This is a genomic window from Klebsiella sp. CN_Kp066 (assembly GCF_040065135.1).
GTDB lineage: Bacteria > Pseudomonadota > Gammaproteobacteria > Enterobacterales > Enterobacteriaceae > Klebsiella > Klebsiella oxytoca.
In genome coordinates this window covers 118,573-134,875 of the sequence record NZ_JBEAIU010000034.1, presented here as the reverse complement: position 1 = coordinate 134,875, position 16,303 = coordinate 118,573, and the positions used below count along the sequence as shown (strand labels likewise).

13 protein-coding genes and 1 pseudogene are annotated in these 16,303 nt (G+C 59.4%); 11 read left to right on the top strand and 3 right to left on the bottom strand.

What is annotated here, in order from left to right:
• Positions 1-5 precede the first annotated feature (5 nt).
• Entirely contained in the window at positions 6-2,084 is a 2,079-nt protein-coding gene (locus ABLV75_RS12340; protein WP_004099344.1) for an iron ABC transporter permease, read from the top strand.
• A gap of 11 nt (positions 2,085-2,095) precedes the next feature.
• Positions 2,096-3,142, top strand: a complete 1,047-nt coding sequence (gene fbpC, locus ABLV75_RS12335) for a ferric ABC transporter ATP-binding protein (protein WP_004099343.1) — start codon at positions 2,096-2,098, stop codon at positions 3,140-3,142.
• A gap of 89 nt (positions 3,143-3,231) precedes the next feature.
• On the opposite strand, the gene mmuM is transcribed toward fbpC, so the two are convergent.
• Positions 3,232-4,164 carry a homocysteine S-methyltransferase gene (gene mmuM / locus ABLV75_RS12330; protein ID WP_004099342.1) on the bottom strand — a complete coding sequence of 311 codons (933 nt, stop codon included), beginning with the start codon at positions 4,162-4,164 and terminating at the stop codon, positions 3,232-3,234.
• The gene (gene mmuP, locus ABLV75_RS12325) at positions 4,151-5,560 is read right to left on the bottom strand and encodes an S-methylmethionine permease (RefSeq protein ID WP_032704611.1); all 1,410 of its coding nucleotides are present in this window, start codon (positions 5,558-5,560) and stop codon (positions 4,151-4,153) included. The genes mmuM and mmuP overlap by 14 nt, the downstream gene beginning before the upstream one ends.
• 229 nt (positions 5,561-5,789) lie before the next feature.
• On the opposite strand from mmuP, the gene ABLV75_RS12320 reads away from it, so the two are divergent.
• The 4 genes from ABLV75_RS12320 to eutC all read left to right on the top strand — a co-directional run bounded on the left by ABLV75_RS12320 (position 5,790) and on the right by eutC (position 11,093).
• Positions 5,790-7,172 carry a glycosyl hydrolase family 28 protein gene (locus ABLV75_RS12320; RefSeq protein WP_004099339.1) on the top strand — a complete coding sequence of 461 codons (1,383 nt, stop codon included), beginning with the start codon at positions 5,790-5,792 and terminating at the stop codon, positions 7,170-7,172.
• A 368-nt stretch (positions 7,173-7,540) separates the two neighbouring features.
• Positions 7,541-8,920, top strand: a complete 1,380-nt coding sequence (gene eat / locus ABLV75_RS12315) for an ethanolamine permease (RefSeq protein WP_004099338.1) — start codon at positions 7,541-7,543, stop codon at positions 8,918-8,920.
• A gap of 11 nt (positions 8,921-8,931) precedes the next feature.
• Complete coding sequence (locus tag ABLV75_RS12310) at positions 8,932-10,320, top strand: ethanolamine ammonia-lyase subunit EutB (RefSeq protein WP_004099337.1); 1,389 nt, start codon at positions 8,932-8,934, stop codon at positions 10,318-10,320.
• Positions 10,317-11,093: an ethanolamine ammonia-lyase subunit EutC gene (eutC, locus tag ABLV75_RS12305; RefSeq protein WP_004099335.1), complete on the top strand. Its 777-nt coding sequence runs from the start codon at positions 10,317-10,319 to the stop codon at positions 11,091-11,093. Before ABLV75_RS12310 ends, eutC begins: the two co-directional genes overlap by 4 nt.
• Positions 11,094-11,352: 259 nt before the next feature.
• Here eutC and ABLV75_RS12300 read toward each other — a convergent pair.
• Positions 11,353-11,430: pseudogene (locus ABLV75_RS12300) on the bottom strand (hypothetical protein); the annotation flags it as partial.
• A gap of 183 nt (positions 11,431-11,613) precedes the next feature.
• Here ABLV75_RS12300 and ABLV75_RS12295 point away from each other — a divergent pair.
• The 5 genes from ABLV75_RS12295 (at position 11,614) to ABLV75_RS12275 (ending at position 16,279) form a co-directional block, all read left to right on the top strand.
• Complete coding sequence (locus tag ABLV75_RS12295) at positions 11,614-12,720, top strand: ABC transporter substrate-binding protein (RefSeq protein ID WP_026055932.1); 1,107 nt, start codon at positions 11,614-11,616, stop codon at positions 12,718-12,720.
• A gap of 153 nt (positions 12,721-12,873) precedes the next feature.
• Positions 12,874-13,773: a branched-chain amino acid ABC transporter permease gene (locus ABLV75_RS12290; RefSeq protein WP_004099333.1), complete on the top strand. Its 900-nt coding sequence runs from the start codon at positions 12,874-12,876 to the stop codon at positions 13,771-13,773.
• A complete protein-coding gene (locus ABLV75_RS12285; protein ID WP_004099332.1) occupies positions 13,773-14,822 on the top strand; it encodes a branched-chain amino acid ABC transporter permease in 1,050 nt (349 codons plus the stop codon). Before ABLV75_RS12290 ends, ABLV75_RS12285 begins: the two co-directional genes overlap by 1 nt.
• Positions 14,809-15,591, top strand: coding sequence for an ABC transporter ATP-binding protein (locus tag ABLV75_RS12280; RefSeq protein ID WP_004099331.1), 783 nt, complete (start codon positions 14,809-14,811; stop codon positions 15,589-15,591). The genes ABLV75_RS12285 and ABLV75_RS12280 overlap by 14 nt, the downstream gene beginning before the upstream one ends.
• The gene (locus ABLV75_RS12275) at positions 15,584-16,279 is read left to right on the top strand and encodes an ABC transporter ATP-binding protein (protein ID WP_004099330.1); all 696 of its coding nucleotides are present in this window, start codon (positions 15,584-15,586) and stop codon (positions 16,277-16,279) included. Before ABLV75_RS12280 ends, ABLV75_RS12275 begins: the two co-directional genes overlap by 8 nt.
• Positions 16,280-16,303: the final 24 nt, after the last annotated feature.

Below are 16,303 nucleotides of genomic sequence, written 5' to 3'. Positions count from 1 at the left end.
AACTTATGTCACACACACTTGCACTCCATCCCGTGAAAAAGCGGGATGCGATATTCCTTTGGGTTTTATTCGGCTGGCTGGCGTTTGCCCTGCTGCCGAGCTGGAGCCTGGATTACGGTCTGCTGGAGTCCACGAGCGATGAAATTCTCGCGGCCTACGGCTGGTCACAGTTCAATATCAGCTGGCTGTGGTATCTGTTACCGAGCCTGCTGCTGATTCGTCCCTTTCAGGAAGCCAGGCGGGAGCAGCGCAGCCGCCACTATCTCGATGCTGGCTGGGCGTTCTGCTGTATGGCGTTTATCGTCGTCAGCGCCACCGTGGAAGGCCGCGGATTAGGCTACGCCACCATCGTGCTGTTTGTCGCGCTGGGGGCCATCATGACCCTGGCGCTCACCCGCCTGGAATGGCTGGGGGGCGACCGCTTTGTCATTGGTTCGCTGGTCACCATCGTGGCGTTAATCGGCGTCTTTATCGTCTGGCCGAGCATCGCTATTTTCATCCCGATGTTCACTAACGACGCCGGCGAGTTTGCCCCGCTGGCGTTTATGGCCGTGCTGTCGCAGGCGCATATTGTCCAGGTGATCCTCAACTCCATCGCCCTGTCGATTGCGGTAGGCATCGGCTGCACCTTCTTTGGCCTGGTGCTGGCGATTTACACCACCCGTATCGCCCAGCGCAGCGCGATTATTGGCCGCATTTTCTCGATTCTGCCGATCGTCACCCCGCCGTTTGTCGTCGGTCTCGGCGTTACCCTGATGATGGGCCGTTCCGGCTACGTCACCGAACTGATGGTCGACTGGTTTGGCTTAACCAACACCAACTGGCTGTACGGATTTACCGGCATCTGGCTGGCGCAGGTGCTGGCGTTCACCCCGATGGCGTTTATGATCCTCGACGGCGCGATTAAGACCATTCATCCGTCGCTGGAGGAGGCGTCGTACACCCTGCGCGCCAGCCGCTGGCAGACCTTCAACGGCGTCTTCGTCCCGCTGCTGAAACCGGCGCTGGCGAACGCGTTTTTAATCGTCATCGTTCAGTCGCTGGCCGACTTCAGCAACCCGCTGGTGCTCGGCGGCAACTTCGACGTACTGGCGACGCAAATCTACTTCTATATCACCGGTTCGCAGCTCGATTATCAGGCCGCCAGTACTCTCGGCGCATTCCTGCTGCTGTTCTCGCTGCTGGTGTTCTGCATTCAGTATATGTGGATCGGCAAGCGCTCTTACGTCACGGTTTCCGGCAAGTCCTACCGTGGCGACGTGCAGCCGCTGCCGGTGACCCTGGTGTGGAGCGTGATCGCCATTCTGGCGGTGTGGATCGCCTTCAACGCCCTGCTCTACGGCAGTATTTTCTACGGCAGCTTTACCGTTAACTGGGGCGTGGACTACACCCTGACGCTGGATAACTTTATCAAGCTGTTCGGCCAGGGGATGAGCGACGGCGCCTGGCCTTCGCTGCTCGATACTCTGCTTTACGCCGGGATCGCCGCGCCCATCACCGCCGCTTTCGGCCTGCTGATCGCCTGGATCGTAGTGCGGCAGCAGTTTAAAGGCAAAAAGACCATCGAGTTCACCACCATGCTGTGCTTCGCGGTGCCGGGCACCGTGGCGGGCGTCTCCTATATTCTCGCCTTTAACAGCGCGCCGGTGTACCTCACCGGAACGGCGGCGATTGTGATTATCTCGATGGTCATGCGTAACGTGCCGGTGGGCATTCGGGCAGGTATTGCCGGTTTAGGCCAGATCGACAAATCGCTGGACGAAGCGTCGCTCAGTCTGCGCGCGGGTTCCCTGCGCACCATTACGCATATCCTGCTGCCGCTGCTGCGCCCGGCGATCCTCTCGGCGCTGATCTACAGCTTTGTGCGCGCCATTACCACCGTCAGCGCCATTGTGTTCCTCGTGACGCCGGACACCCGCGTCGCTACCGCCTATATCCTCAACCGGGTGGAAGACGGCGAATACGGCGTGGCGATCGCCTACGGATCGATTCTGATCGTCGTGATGCTGGCGATTATTTTTATCTTTGACTGGCTGATCGGGGAAGCGCGTATCTCCCGGTCAAAAGCCAAAAACCAGGCGTAATGGAGCGCACTATGAGTCAGAAAAATTTTGTTGAGCTGCGCAACGTCACCAAGCGATTCGGCAGCAACACGGTTATCGACAATATCAATCTCACCATCCCTCAGGGACAAATGGTGACCCTGCTCGGCCCTTCCGGCTGCGGCAAGACCACCATTCTGCGCCTGGTCGCCGGGCTGGAAAAACCGAGCGAAGGACAGATTTTCATCGATGGCGAAGACGTTACTCATCGCTCCATTCAGCAGCGCGACATCTGTATGGTATTTCAGTCTTATGCCCTGTTTCCGCATATGTCGCTGGGGGACAACGTCGGCTACGGTCTGAAGATGCTCGGCGTGTCGCGCAGCGACGTGAAAGCGCGGGTGAAGGAGGCGCTGGCGATGGTGGATCTGGAAGGATTCGAAGATCGCTATGTCGATCAGATCTCCGGCGGTCAGCAGCAGCGCGTGGCGCTGGCGCGCGCCCTGATCCTCAAGCCAAAGGTGCTGCTGTTTGATGAGCCCTTAAGCAACCTCGACGCCAACCTGCGGCGCAGCATGCGCGATAAGATCCGCGAGTTACAGAAGCAGTTTGATATCACCTCGCTGTACGTGACCCACGATCAGAGCGAAGCCTTTGCGGTTTCCGATACCGTGCTGGTGATGAATAAGGGACATATCATGCAGATCGGCTCGCCGCAGGATCTTTACCGCCAGCCCGCATCGCGCTTTATGGCGAGCTTTATGGGCGATGCCAACCTGTTCCCGGCCGCCTTTAGCGAGGATTTTGTCGATATTTATGGCTATCGGCTGCCGAGGCCGCCGCATTTTGCCGCCCAGGGCGAGGGCAGCGTCGGCGTGCGCCCGGAGGCGATCACCTTGAGCGATCGCGGCGAGGAGAGCCAGCGCTGCACGATTCGCCACGTGGCCTATATGGGACCGCAGTACGAGGTGACGGTAGAGTGGCACGGGCAGGAAATTTTGCTGCAGGTGAACGCGACGCGGCTGCAGCCGGATGTCGGCGAGCACTATTATCTCGAAATCCACCCGTACGGGATGTTTGTGTTAGCGGATGCCGGGTGATTGATGCCGGGTAGCGCTTACGCTTACCCGGCCTACGATTCGTGCACGTTGTAGGCCGGGTAAGGCATCAGCCGCCACCCGGCGCAAACTCAACGCCGGGCGTTCAGTTCGGCAATATCCTTCGGCGTCGTGCGGCAGCAGCCGCCAATCAGCTTCGCCCCCGCCGCCAGCCACTGGGGTAAATATTCCGCCAGCGTTGCACAGGCTTCGCCGTGGCGATGCCAGGTCTTGGATACCGCGTCATAGTGCTCCCCGGAGTTAGGGTAAACCACCAGCGGCAGCACCGTCAGGCTATGCAGATGCGCCAGCGCGGCGGTGGTGTTTTCCAGCGCGATACAGTTAATGCCCAGCGCCACCACCTGCGGATAGTTTGCCAGCACACCAACCACTTCCCGCAGCGGCGTGCCGTCGCTGAGATGCTGCGCATCGCGCAGGGTAAACGAGAACCACGCCCGCGCGCGCGGATAGGCAGTCAGCAGTTCCGCCAGCGCCTTCATCTCGGCGAAATTCGGCATCGTTTCACAGGCCAGCAGATCGGCCCCGGCGTCGAGCAGCGCTTCCACGCGCGGACGATGAAATGCCTGAAATTCCTCATCGCTGCGGACATAATCGCCGCGATACTCCGAGCCGTCCGCCAGGAAGGCGCCATACGGCCCGACCGAACCGGCAACCAGCAACGCGCCCGCCTGCGGGTTTTCCGCCAGATACGCCTCCCGCGCCTTGCGAGCCAGCTCAACGCTTTTGCCGATCAGCGCTTTCGACTGCGCTTCATCAAGGCCGAGGGCAGCAAAACCTGCCGGAGTGGCCTGATAGCTGGCGGTGATCGCCACCTGCGCGCCGGCGCGGAAATAGTCGAGGTGAACTTCGCGGATAAGCTCCGGGTTGTCGACCAGCACTTTCGCCGACCACAGGCTGTCGGCAAGATTGCAGCCGCGCGCTTCCAGCTCCGTCGCCATCGCGCCGTCCAGCAGGATAAAGGGCTTTGCGTCGAGGAGGGCGGTTAACGGATTATTCTGCGACATGTTGAGGCTCCTGGGTGAGTTTCCGTGAACGAGTCAGATAATACGCACCATAACACAGTGCCACGAACGGGATCCCGCACCACAGCGCAATCCTCTGACTCGGGTCAAACGCCAGACCCACGCAGGCTACCAGACAAAGCACAAATCCCAGCACCGGCACCAGCGGATACCACGGCGCGCGATAGTGCAGTTCGCTTAGCGCCTTCCCCTGCTGCAGATGGCGACGGCGGAACATAAAGTGCGAGGCGCAAATGCTCAGCCATACCGCCACCACCGCAAAACCGGAAATCGCCGACAGCGCGACAAACACCGTATCCGGGGCCACGACGCTGGAGAAGAGCGCCAGCACGCCGCCGAGCATGCTGACCGAAATCGCCGTCAGCGGCACCCCGTTCCTGGTCAATTTGGTAAAACAGGACGGCAGCGTTTTTTCATTGGAGAGCGACCACAGCATCCGCCCGGAGGCGTAAAGGCCAGAGTTGGCCGCCGACAGAATCGCCGTCAGGATCACAAAGTTAAAGATATCCGCCGCGTAGGGAATACCGACCTTTTCGAACACCAGCACAAACGGGCTTTTCTCGACTCCCGCCTGCTGCATCGGGATCAGCGCCGCCAGCACGAAGACGGTGCCGATGAAAAAGATAATCAGCCGGGCGATGGTGGTACGAATGGCCACCGGAATGACTTTATGCGGATTCTCCGTTTCCCCCGCCGCGATGCCGATAAGCTCGGTGCCGGAGAAAGCGAAGTTAACCGCCACCATGGTCATCAGGATCGGCAGACCGCCGTGCGGGAACCAGCCTTCGGCGGTGATATTGCGCAGCCCCGGCGCCGGAGAGCCATCCTGCATCGGAATGATGCCAAAGATCGCCGCCCCGCCGAGAATAATAAAGGCGATAATGGTGACCACCTTCACCAGCGAGAACCAGAATTCACCTTCGGCAAAGAAGCGGGTGGAGATAACGTTGAGCGCGAAAATCACCGCGCAGAACACCACGCACCAGACCCATACCGGCACCTGCGGGAACCAGTACTGCATGCAGAATCCGGCGGCGGTGAAGCTTGAGCCAAGCGCGACGGTCCAGGTCAGCCAGTAGAGCCAGGCGACGGTATACCCGGTCGCCGGGCCGAGATAGCGCGCGGCGTAGACGTGAAACGCCCCGGTTTCCGGCATCGCCACCGAAAGTTCGCCCAGACACTGCATCACCAACCAGACCACCAGCGCGCCAATCAGATAGGCCAGCAGCGTGCCCGCCGCTCCGGTGGTAGAGATGATATAGCCGGTATTAAAAAATAGCCCTGTGCCAATAACGCCACCCAGCGACAGCATGATCAGGTGGCGAGTCTTCATGGTGCGCTTAAGCTGCCCACCTTGTTGTTGTTGTGTTGTTTGCATTTGACCCCATGGGCGTATAGACATCTAAACATCCAGATAAGAGGTTCCTTATACCCCGCCTGTCGCCAAATTGCAAAGCCGCCGGGCCTGTCATCTATGCATTCGCCCAAATCATCATCGCCACTTATGGGCAGAATAACGACAAAAGAGAAACCGTGATCGCCGCCCTCATTAAATCAAAACATTGGTGCTAATTTTACAAAACAAAAAACCAAAAAAGGATAATGCCATGATACCCCGCGCTTTGCCTCTGTGGGCCGCCGCTGCCGCCGTCGGCCTTCTACCGCTGCACGCAGCTCAGGCCGCGAGTTCCGTGAAGTTTCCCGATAAAGTCTGTGATATCACCCACTACGGCGCAGAAGGCCATCGGCTGCAAATCGCGCTCAACACCGATGCCATTCAAAAAGCGATTGATGACTGCGCCGCCGCCGGAGGGGGAACGGTGCTGGTGCCGAAAGGTAATTTCCTCACCAACCCGCTGTTTCTGAAAAATAATATTCAGCTTAAGCTGGAGAAAGACGCCACCCTGGTGGCCTCAACCGAAGTGGCTGCCTATCGCGGCGATGATAAAACGCGATACGCCGAAGCGGAAAACGGCTGGCTGCCGTTTATCAGCATCGCCGACGCGCAAAACGTGGCCATCGTCGGTGAAGGCACTATCGACGGCCAGGGCGCGGTGTGGTGGGAACGCTGGCGGGAAAATATCCGCGCCACCGGCAAGAAAGGCGGTACCGACCGGCCGCGGCTGATTTATATCACCCGCGCCAGCAACGTGCTTATCGACGGCGTGACCCTCACCCATTCACCCAGCTTCCACGTGGTCACCCGCTACGCGCACGATGTCGATATCAACGGCACGCGTATTCTTTCGCCGTGGCATGCGCCGAACACCGACGCCATCGATCCTATCGATAGCCAGAATATCCGTATTACCAACAACTATATCGACTGTAACGACGACCATATTGCCATCAAGGCGGAGAAAGCCGACCCGCGCTTCCCGGACGGCGTGGTGGATAACATCTATATCGCCAACAACACTCTGAAGCAGGGGCGCGGGATCTCCATCGGCAGCGAGAGCGCAGGCGGCGTGAATAACGTGCTGGTGGAAAACAATACCTTCGAAGGTTCGATGTACGGCATTCGGATTAAAAGCCCGCGCGGCAAAGGCGGCGAGGTAAAAAATATCGTCTACAGCAATACCAGAATGCATAACGTTGAGGTGCCGCTGGTGTTCTCCGCCTATTACAAAGCCGCGCCGATTGTGCAGGCCGAGGTCGATAAGCTGTTGCAGGCAGGCGGCTTTACCCTCGGCGAGCAGATCTATCCGCCGGACAGCGACCCGAAACAGCCGTTCGATAAATACAAGACTCCGCACTTCAGTAACATCACCGTTGAGAATTTAACCTCCACCGGCGACAGCAAAGCGGCGGCCTATATTATCGGTACCCCGGAAGCGCCGCTCAGCGGTTTCCATTTTAGCAACGTCAATATTGAAGCCGACCGCGGCCTGCGCATTCGCAATGCCGAGCTGGAGAGTAAAGGACTTAACCTGCAGGTGAAAGCAGGTCCGGTAATTCAACAAGACGCTGGCGCCATCGTGCACCAGTAACGCCACATTTGCGGGCAGCTGCACCACGGCGACTCTTCCGCCGGGCGCGGTCTGCCCCTTTTTTGATCCTCGTTGGCGTAGAGCCTGGCCCAACAGGCGTAATCGTTGCAGACCGTTTGGACACGGACAGCGCGCAAGAACCGGAGCGTACACGTAGTACGTGAGGGTGATTCGCTACGCTCCCCCTGCGGGCCGCCCTGAAGGGCGTTCAACACTCTGTGAGTATTGTCTGAGCACTGCCCAGGGCCAAACTGGCAAATAAGATAGCCCTAATGGGATAGGTTCTTAAACCGCCGCGTTTATCGGTGGTATGCCCTGGCATTCTCTTTGCAACCCTCCCGATATCTTTATCTGGCGAGGCAACGAACATGACAGAGCAAACCACAACGCTTAAAAGAACGCTCGGCAGTTTCCGCTTATGGGGGATCGCCGTTGGGCTGGTTATTTCCGGGGAGTACTTCGGCTGGAGCTACGGCTGGTCCCAGGCCGGGACGCTGGGCTTTCTGATCGTCGCGCTGGCCATCGCCGCGATGTACTGCGCCTTTATTTTTAGCTTCACCGAGCTGACCACCGCCATTCCGCATGCGGGCGGACCTTTTGCTTACGCCTACCGCGCCTTTGGCCCCACCGGCGGGTTTATCGCCGGCTTCGCGACCCTGATTGAATTCGTCTTCGCCCCGCCCGCCATCGCTATGGCCATCGGCGCCTATCTGAACGTGCAGTTTCCGGCGCTCGACCCCAAATGGGTGGCCTGCGGCGCCTATATTATCTTTATGACGCTGAATATTCTCGGCGTGGGGATTGCCGCCACCTTTGAGCTGGTGGTGACGTTATTAGCGATTTTCGAACTGCTGGTGTTTATGGGCGTGGTCGCGCCGGGCTTCTCCTGGAGCCATTTTACCGCTAACGGCTGGGCGGGCGCAGAAAGCTTTAGCGGCCTGGCGCTGCCGGGCATGTTTGCCGCCATCCCGTTCGCGATCTGGTTCTTTCTGGCGATTGAAGGCGCATCGATGGCCGCCGAAGAAGCTAAAGATCCGCAGCGCACTATTCCCCGGGCGCTGGGCGGCGGCATTCTGACCCTGACCGTACTGGCGATAGGCGTGATGGTCTTTGCCGGCGGCGTCGGCGACTGGCGAACCCTGGCCAATATCAACGACCCGCTACCGCAGGCGATGAAAATGGTGGTCGGCAACAGCAGCGGCTGGCTGCATATGCTGGTGTGGCTGGGGCTGTTTGGCCTGGTGGCCTCGTTCCACGGGATTATCATGGGCTACTCGCGGCAGATTTACTCTCTGGCGCGCGCGGGCTATCTCCCCGCCGGGCTGGCGACGCTGAACCGCCGCACCCGCACGCCGCATCTGGCGATCCTCGCCGGGGGCGTGGTCGGCATCGCCGCCATTTTCTCCGATTCGCTGATCACCATTAGCGGGATGCCGCTGACCGCCTGTATCGTCACGATGTCGGTATTTGGCGCTATTGTTATGTATATCACCTCGATGGCGGCGCTGTTTAAGCTGCGCCGCAGCGAGCCGAAGCTGATTCGACCGTTCCGCGCGCCGCTCTATCCGTGGGCGCCGGCCTTCGCGCTGGCCATGGCGGTGCTCTGCCTGGTGGCGATGGTCTGGTACAACACGCTGCTGGCGCTGATTTTCGCCGCCATGATGCTCGGCGGCTACCTGTGGTTTCGCAAGACCGCAGCGGCTCGCCAGCGCGCGGCGGTGGATCCGCAGCTGCGTACGGTCTCCTGAGGAGGCGGCACATGTATAAAACCACGCTATCGGGCCAGGTATGGCGCTTTGAGAGCCTGAAAACCCTACTGGCGAAGGCCTCCCCAGCGCGTTCCGGCGACGCGCTGGCGGGCGTTATCGCCGGCTCCGCCGAAGAGCGGATGGCGGCAAAAATGGCGCTGGCGGAGGTTCCGCTCACCGAGATTCTCGATAATCCGCTGATTCCCTACGAGCAGGATGAGGTGACCCGGCTGATCCTCGATACCCACGACGCCCGGGGCTTCGCGGCGATTCGCCATCTTACGGTCGGCGATTTTCGCGACTGGCTGCTCGACGACGCCACCGATGAAGCGGCGCTGCGCCAGGTCGCCCGCGCGATAACCCCGGAGATGGCCGCCGCGGTCAGCAAGCTGATGCGCAATCAGGATCTGATCCTCGCCGCCAGCAAATGCCGGGTCGTCACCCGTTTTCGCAACACTATCGGCCTGCCGGGGCGCCTGAGCGTGCGCCTGCAGCCTAATCACCCGACCGATGACCTCAAAGGCATCGCCGCCAGCATGCTCGACGGCCTGCTGTATGGCGCAGGAGACGCGGTGATCGGCATCAATCCGGCCAGCGACAGCCTGCCGGTGCTGGCGCAGCTGAACCATATGCTTGACGATATTATTCAGCGCTTCGCCATTCCGACCCAGTCGTGCATTTTGACCCACGTCACCAACACCCTGCAGCTGATTGAGCGCGGCGCGCCGGTGGATCTGGTGTTCCAGTCGGTGGCCGGTACCGAAGCCGCCAACAGCGGTTTTGGCATTAATCTGGCGCTGCTGCAGGAAGCGCGGGAAGCGGCGCTTAGCCTGAACCGCGGCACGCTGGGCAACAACGTGATGTATTTTGAAACCGGCCAGGGCAGCGCTCTTTCCGCCAACGCCCATCACGGCGTTGACCAGCAGACCTGCGAAGCCCGGGCCTACGCCGTCGCCCGCCATTTTGAGCCGCTGCTGGTCAATACGGTGGTGGGCTTTATCGGCCCGGAGTATCTGTACGATGGTAAGCAGATTATCCGCGCCGGACTGGAAGATCACTTCTGCGGCAAGCTGATGGGGCTGCCCATCGGCTGCGACGTTTGCTACACCAATCACGCCGAAGCGGATCAGGACGATATGGATACCCTGTTGACGCTGCTTTGCGCGGCCGGGCTGACCTTTTTGATCGGCGTACCGGGGGCAGACGATATTATGCTCAACTACCAAAGCACCTCGTTCCACGATGCCCTTTACGCCCGCCGACTGCTGGGTTTACAGCATGCGCCTGAGTTCGCCGACTGGCTGACGAAGATGCAGATTATTGACCGCCACGGCGCGCTGCGTCTGACCGATGCCCGCCATCCGCTGCTTTCCGTCCTGCCGCAAGGAGAACCTGTATGAATCCTCCCGACGCCTGGAACCCGCTGCGTGAGTTTACCGATGCGCGGATTGCGCTGGGGCGCAGCGGCGCCAGCCTGCCGACCCGCGAAGTGCTGAATTTCGGCCTCGCCCACGCCCGGGCGCGCGATGCTATCCACCAACCTTTCGCCAGCGACCAGCTTGTTCAGCCGCTGGCGGAGCTGGGGCTGTCGACGCTGACCGTCCGCAGCGCCGCCAGCGATCGCCATGTCTATCTGAATCGCCCGGATTTGGGGCGACAGCTGAATGAAGAGAGCCGCGCCGACCTCGCCGCCAGCGGCGCGCGCCCCGCCGACCTGCTGCTGGTGATTGGCGACGGGCTGTCGTCGTACGCCGTGCAGCGCCAGGCAGTGCCGCTGATTCGCGCCCTGCTGCCCTATCTGAAAACCCTCGGCCTGAGCCTGGCCCCGGTGGTGCTGGCGCACCAGTCGCGGGTCGCGCTGGGCGATGATATAGGCGAAACGCTGAAGGCCAGAGCGGTGGCGATATTGATTGGCGAACGGCCCGGGCTCTCTTCGCCGGACAGCCTCGGAGTGTATTTAACCTGGCAGCCGCATCGTCAGCGTCTGGAGTCGGAGCGCAACTGTATTTCTAATATCCGTCCGGAAGGGCTGAGCTTTGATGCCGCCGCTTTTAAGCTGGCCTGGCTACTGGAGCAGGCCTTTTTGCGGCGGCTTACCGGAGTGCGCCTGAAAGACGAAAGCGATAATCCTGCACTGCATGGAAAAATAAAACCGTTGAGCCAGCTAAAATAATAAACCAGGCGGACAGCAGAATAGATTTTTAATATTACCGGGCGCACCTGGATATTATTTTCGGGTGCGCGCTGGCATTGCGGATTTTGCAGGCCGGGTAAGGCGTCAGCCGCCCCCGGCATAATGCGTTCACCGTACCCAAAACAGGGTTGTCATCAGCCTTATGCCCTTTCCTGCAGGTAATAAGAATATTGCATGAGTAAAAACGAAACGGACGTTGTAAGGTAAATCTGCATACCAAATATATCTCGTTATCTATTCAATATAACAGCCAATAATTCGCCGGATATCCAGGTGAATTATTTCTCAATGTTATGCAGTCATTGATGGTTAAAGATATACCCAAAATAATTCGAGTTGCAGGAAGGCGGCGACGCAGGGAATCCCCAGGAGCTTACTCTAGTAAGTGACTGGGGTGAGCGAGGAAAGCCAACGCACATGCAACTTGAAGTATGAAGGGTATAAATAATCGACCGACGGTGAGGTAAAAATGAACAAGTTTTCCGGGAAAGCGTCTTTAATGGCCACGCTGGTTGCCGCGTGGGTCGGTGCCAGCAGCGCGCAGGCGGCTGAAATTAAAATTGGCGTGGTCTTGCCGCTGAGCGGCGCGCTGAGCGGCTACGGACAACCTTCGCAAAAAGGGCTGGATATCATCCAGAGCATTACGCCGACGTTAAAAAATGGCGACACCGTGAAGCTTATCGTGATTGACGATAAGAGCGACAAGGTCGAAGCCGCTAACGCCATGCAGCGCCTGGTCTCCAGCGATAAAGTCGACGCGGTGATCGGCGAAGTCACCTCCTCCAATACCCTGGCGATGACCAAAATCGCCGACGACAGTAAAACGCCGCTGGTCTCCTCAACCGCCACCAACGACCGCGTCACCCGCAACCACCCTTACGTCAGTCGGGTCTGCTTCTCCGACAGCTTCCAGGGCGTGGTCGGCGCTAACCTCGCCTCGCGCGATCTGAAGGCTAAAACCGCCGCCATCGTCTTCGACAGCAGCAACGACTACTCCGTTGGCCTGGCGAAAGCCTTCCGCACGCAGTTCCTGAAAAACGGCGGCACCATTCCTATCGAAGTTCAGGCTCCCGGCGGCAGCAAAGACTTTAAGGCCCAACTGGCCAGCGTGAAGGCGAAGAACGTCGACATGATCTATATGCCGATCTACTACACCGAAGGGGCGCTGATCGCCGTACAGGCGAAGCAGCTGGGGCTGAGCAAGCCGGTGGTCGGCGGCGACGGGCTGGCGGCGGATCAGGTCTTTTTTGACGTCGGCAAAGACGCGGTCAACGGCTATATGACCACCGACTACTACTCGCCGAACGCCAAAGAGCAAACGCCGGCGGGCGAGGTGTTTATCAAAGCCTGGGAAGCCAAATACCAGCAGCCGACCCATACCTGGGGCGCGATGGCGGCGGACGCCTATAACGTCATTATCAACGCCATGAACCAGTGCAGCGACCCGCGTGACCGGGTTTGCGTTAACGAAAAAATTCGCGCTACTAAGGACTTCCAGGGCGTAACCGGTACGCTGACGTTACAAAACGGCGACGCTATCCGCAGCGCGGTCATCAACGAAGTGAAGGATGGCAAGCTGGCGTTTCGTACCGTGGTTAATCCTTAACCCCGTCATACTTCAAGTTGCATGTGCGCTGGCTGTGTTACTCGGCTCATCCATGAGCCTCGCCCCTACGGGGCCAGCGCAAGCGCTGTTCAAAACGGTTAACCGTTTTGTCCTGCAACTCGAATTATTTAGGGAAAATAAGAGAGATATCAGATGGATGGTGCCATTTTTCTCCAGCAAGTGGTCAATGGAATGAGCCTTGGGGGCATGTACGCCCTGATTGCCATCGGTTATACGATGGTTTATGGGGTGCTGCGCCTGATCAACTTCGCCCATGCGGACGTAATGATGGTCGGGGCGTTTACCACCCTGTTTTTGTTTTCTTCCATTGGGCTACCCTTCGGGGTAGCCGTTTTCCTGACCCTCGCGCTGTGCGGCCTGTTCGGCATGCTGATCGACCGGGTGGCCTATCGCCCGCTGCGTCAGGCATCAAAAATCTCGATGCTGATCACCGCCATCGGCGTCAGCTTCTTCCTCGAAAACCTGTTCAACGTGCTGTTTGGCGGCAGCTCACGCTTCTTTTCCGCACCGGAATTTTTCAACAACACCCGCGCCTTTGGTGACGTGATTATCACCAACGTGGCGTGGATCGTGCCGCTGATCACCGTCCTGCTGCTGCTGGCGATCCTCTGGCTGCTGTACCGCACCCGCTACGGGATGGCGATCCGCGCGGTGGCCTTCGACGTTAATACCGTCCGCCTGATGGGCATCGACGCCAACCGCATTATCTCGCTGGTGTTCGCCCTCGGCAGCAGCCTCGCGGCGCTGGGCGGGGTGTTCTACTCCATCAGCTACCCGACTATCGACCCGCTGATGGGCGTGCTGATCGGCCTGAAGGCCTTCGCCGCCGCGGTGCTCGGCGGAATCGGTAGCGTCACCGGCGCGGTGCTCGGCGGCTTTATTCTCGGCTTTACCGAGGTGGTGGCGGTCGCCCTCTTTCCCGAGCTGGGCGGCTACAAAGACGCCTTTGCCTTTATGTTCTTGATTCTGGTCCTCTTATTCCGCCCGGTTGGCATTATGGGCGATGAACGTCTGGAAAGGAGCCGTTTCTGATGCTCAACGCTACGACTACCGCCGGGGCGCAGCTGCGCAACCTGGTCATTATTGCTCTCTGCGTCGCGCTGCTGGCCGGGATCAACGTCGTCTTCAACGACTACATTATTCGCGTCATCAGCACCATTTTCGTCTTTATGATCCTCGCAGTCAGCTATAACCTGATCAACGGCGTGACCGGCCAGCTGTCGCTGGAGCCCAACGGCTTTGTGGCGGTCGGCGCTTACGTCACCGCCCTGCTGATCCTCCCCAGCGACAGCAAGCTGGATATGTTTGAGATGGCCGCGCCCAGCCCGTGGATCCTCGTGCTGCACGCCGGGTTCCTGCCCGCGCTGCTCATTAGCGGCCTGTGCGCGGCGGCGCTGGCGGTTTGCCTTGCCCTGCCGGTCTTCCGCGTGCGCGGCGACTACCTGGCGATTGTGACCCTCGGCTTCGGCTTTATCATTAAAATCCTCGCTATCAACAATCCGCAGATCACCAACGGCGCGATTGGCCTCAACGATATTCCGCAGCAGCCGCATCTGCTGTTCTGGTGCGGGCTGTTCGCCCTGCTGGCGACCGGGATGATTTTGCAGCTGGTGTGGTCGAAGTACGGGCGAATGATGAAAGCGGTGCGCGACGACGAAGACGCCGCTATCGCCATGGGCGTGAACACGTTTCGCATTAAAACCTGCGCCTTCGCCACCAGCGCCTTCTTCGAAGGGATCGGCGGCGGCCTGCTGGCCTCGCTGCTGACCACCATCTCGCCGGGCCTGTTCGACTTTATGCTTACCTTCCAGCTACTGATTATTATCGTGCTCGGCGGCCTGGGCAGCACCACCGGCGCGCTGCTCGGCACCGTACTGGTGGTCGGCAGCGGCGAGTGGCTGCGCTTTCTCGACCAGCCGCTCCAGTTCTTCGGTCACGATCTCGGCGCGTATCCGGGCCTGCGGATGGTGGTGTTCTCGCTGCTGCTGCTGATCATCATGTTGTTCGCCCGCGAAGGTCTGTTGGGCAAAAAAGAGATTTGGCAGGTGGGCAAAAGGAGACGCGGCGATGGCGCAAAATAAGGTCATTTTACAGGTGCAGGACGTGACCATGCAGTTCGGTGGCCTGCGGGCTATCGACAGCGTCAGTTTCCACGTCGACGAGGCGGAAATTTTTGGCCTGATTGGCCCCAACGGCGCGGGCAAAACCACGATGTTCAACGTCATCACCGCCAACTATAAGCCGACCAGCGGCAGCGTGACCCTCGCGGGAAAATCGCTAAAAGGGCTGAAGCCGAACCGGGTGGTCAACGCCGGGATCGCCCGCACCTTTCAGAATATCCGCCTGTTCAACTCGATGACGGTATTAGAAAACGTGATGGTTGGCCTCGACAGCGCCAGCCGCTATTCGCTGCTGGAAGCGGCGCTGCATATCGGCCGCTACTACCCCGCCGAGCGGGCGGCAAAGGCCAAAGCGATGGCGATTCTGGACGATATCGGTATCGCCCATTTCGCCGACGTGCAGGCCACCAACCTTAGCTACGGCAACCAGCGCAAGGTGGAGATCGCCCGCGCGCTGGCGACCTCGCCAAAATTACTGCTGCTCGACGAACCCGCCGCCGGGATGAACCCGAAGGAAACGGAAGATCTGGCAGACCTGATCTTCCGCATGCGTAACGACTATCAGCTCAGCGTACTGCTGATCGAGCACGATATGCCGTTCGTCAACAAGCTGTGCGAGCGGGTGATGGTGCTGGAGTACGGCAAGCCGCTGTTTAGCGGCCTGATGTCGGAAGCCATTGAGGATCCGGGCGTGATTTCCGCTTACCTGGGGGACGTTCGTTATGCTTAGCGCGCGCGAATTAAACGTGTTTTACGGCGTGATTCAGGGACTAAAAGGCGTTGATATTGATATTTACGACCGGGAGATCGTTACCCTTATCGGCAGCAACGGCGCGGGGAAAACCTCCACCCTCAACGGGATCGTCAACCTGGTGCGCTCCACGGGGCGGGTCAATTTTCTCAACGAGGATATCTCCCGCAGCCAGACGCATCAGATTGTGCGTAAGGGGCTGGCGCTGGTACCCGAAGGACGGCGCATCTTCACCAACCTGACCATCGAAGAAAATCTGCGCATGGGGGCCTACAATAATCTCGCCGGCTTTACCCGCCTGCGCGATCGCATGTACAGCCTGTTTCCCCGCCTCAAGGAGCGGCGTGCTCAGATGGCGGGCACCATGAGCGGCGGCGAGCAGCAGATGCTGGCGATCGCCAGAGCGCTGATGAGCGAACCGGTACTGCTGATGCTCGATGAGCCAAGTCTCGGGCTGGCGCCGAAAATTGTCGGGGAGCTGTTCGCCACGATTAGGCAGCTACGGGAGGAGAATATTACCGTGCTGCTGGTGGAGCAAAACGCCACGGCGGCGTTGACCATCGCCGATCGCGCGTATGTGCTGGAGAATGGGAAGATTATGCTCTCGGGTCCTGCGCAGGAGGTGCTGGCGAATCCGGAAATCAAGCGGATGTATCTGGGGGGATAAAGCTGTTCAGGGCTGCGGCTTCGC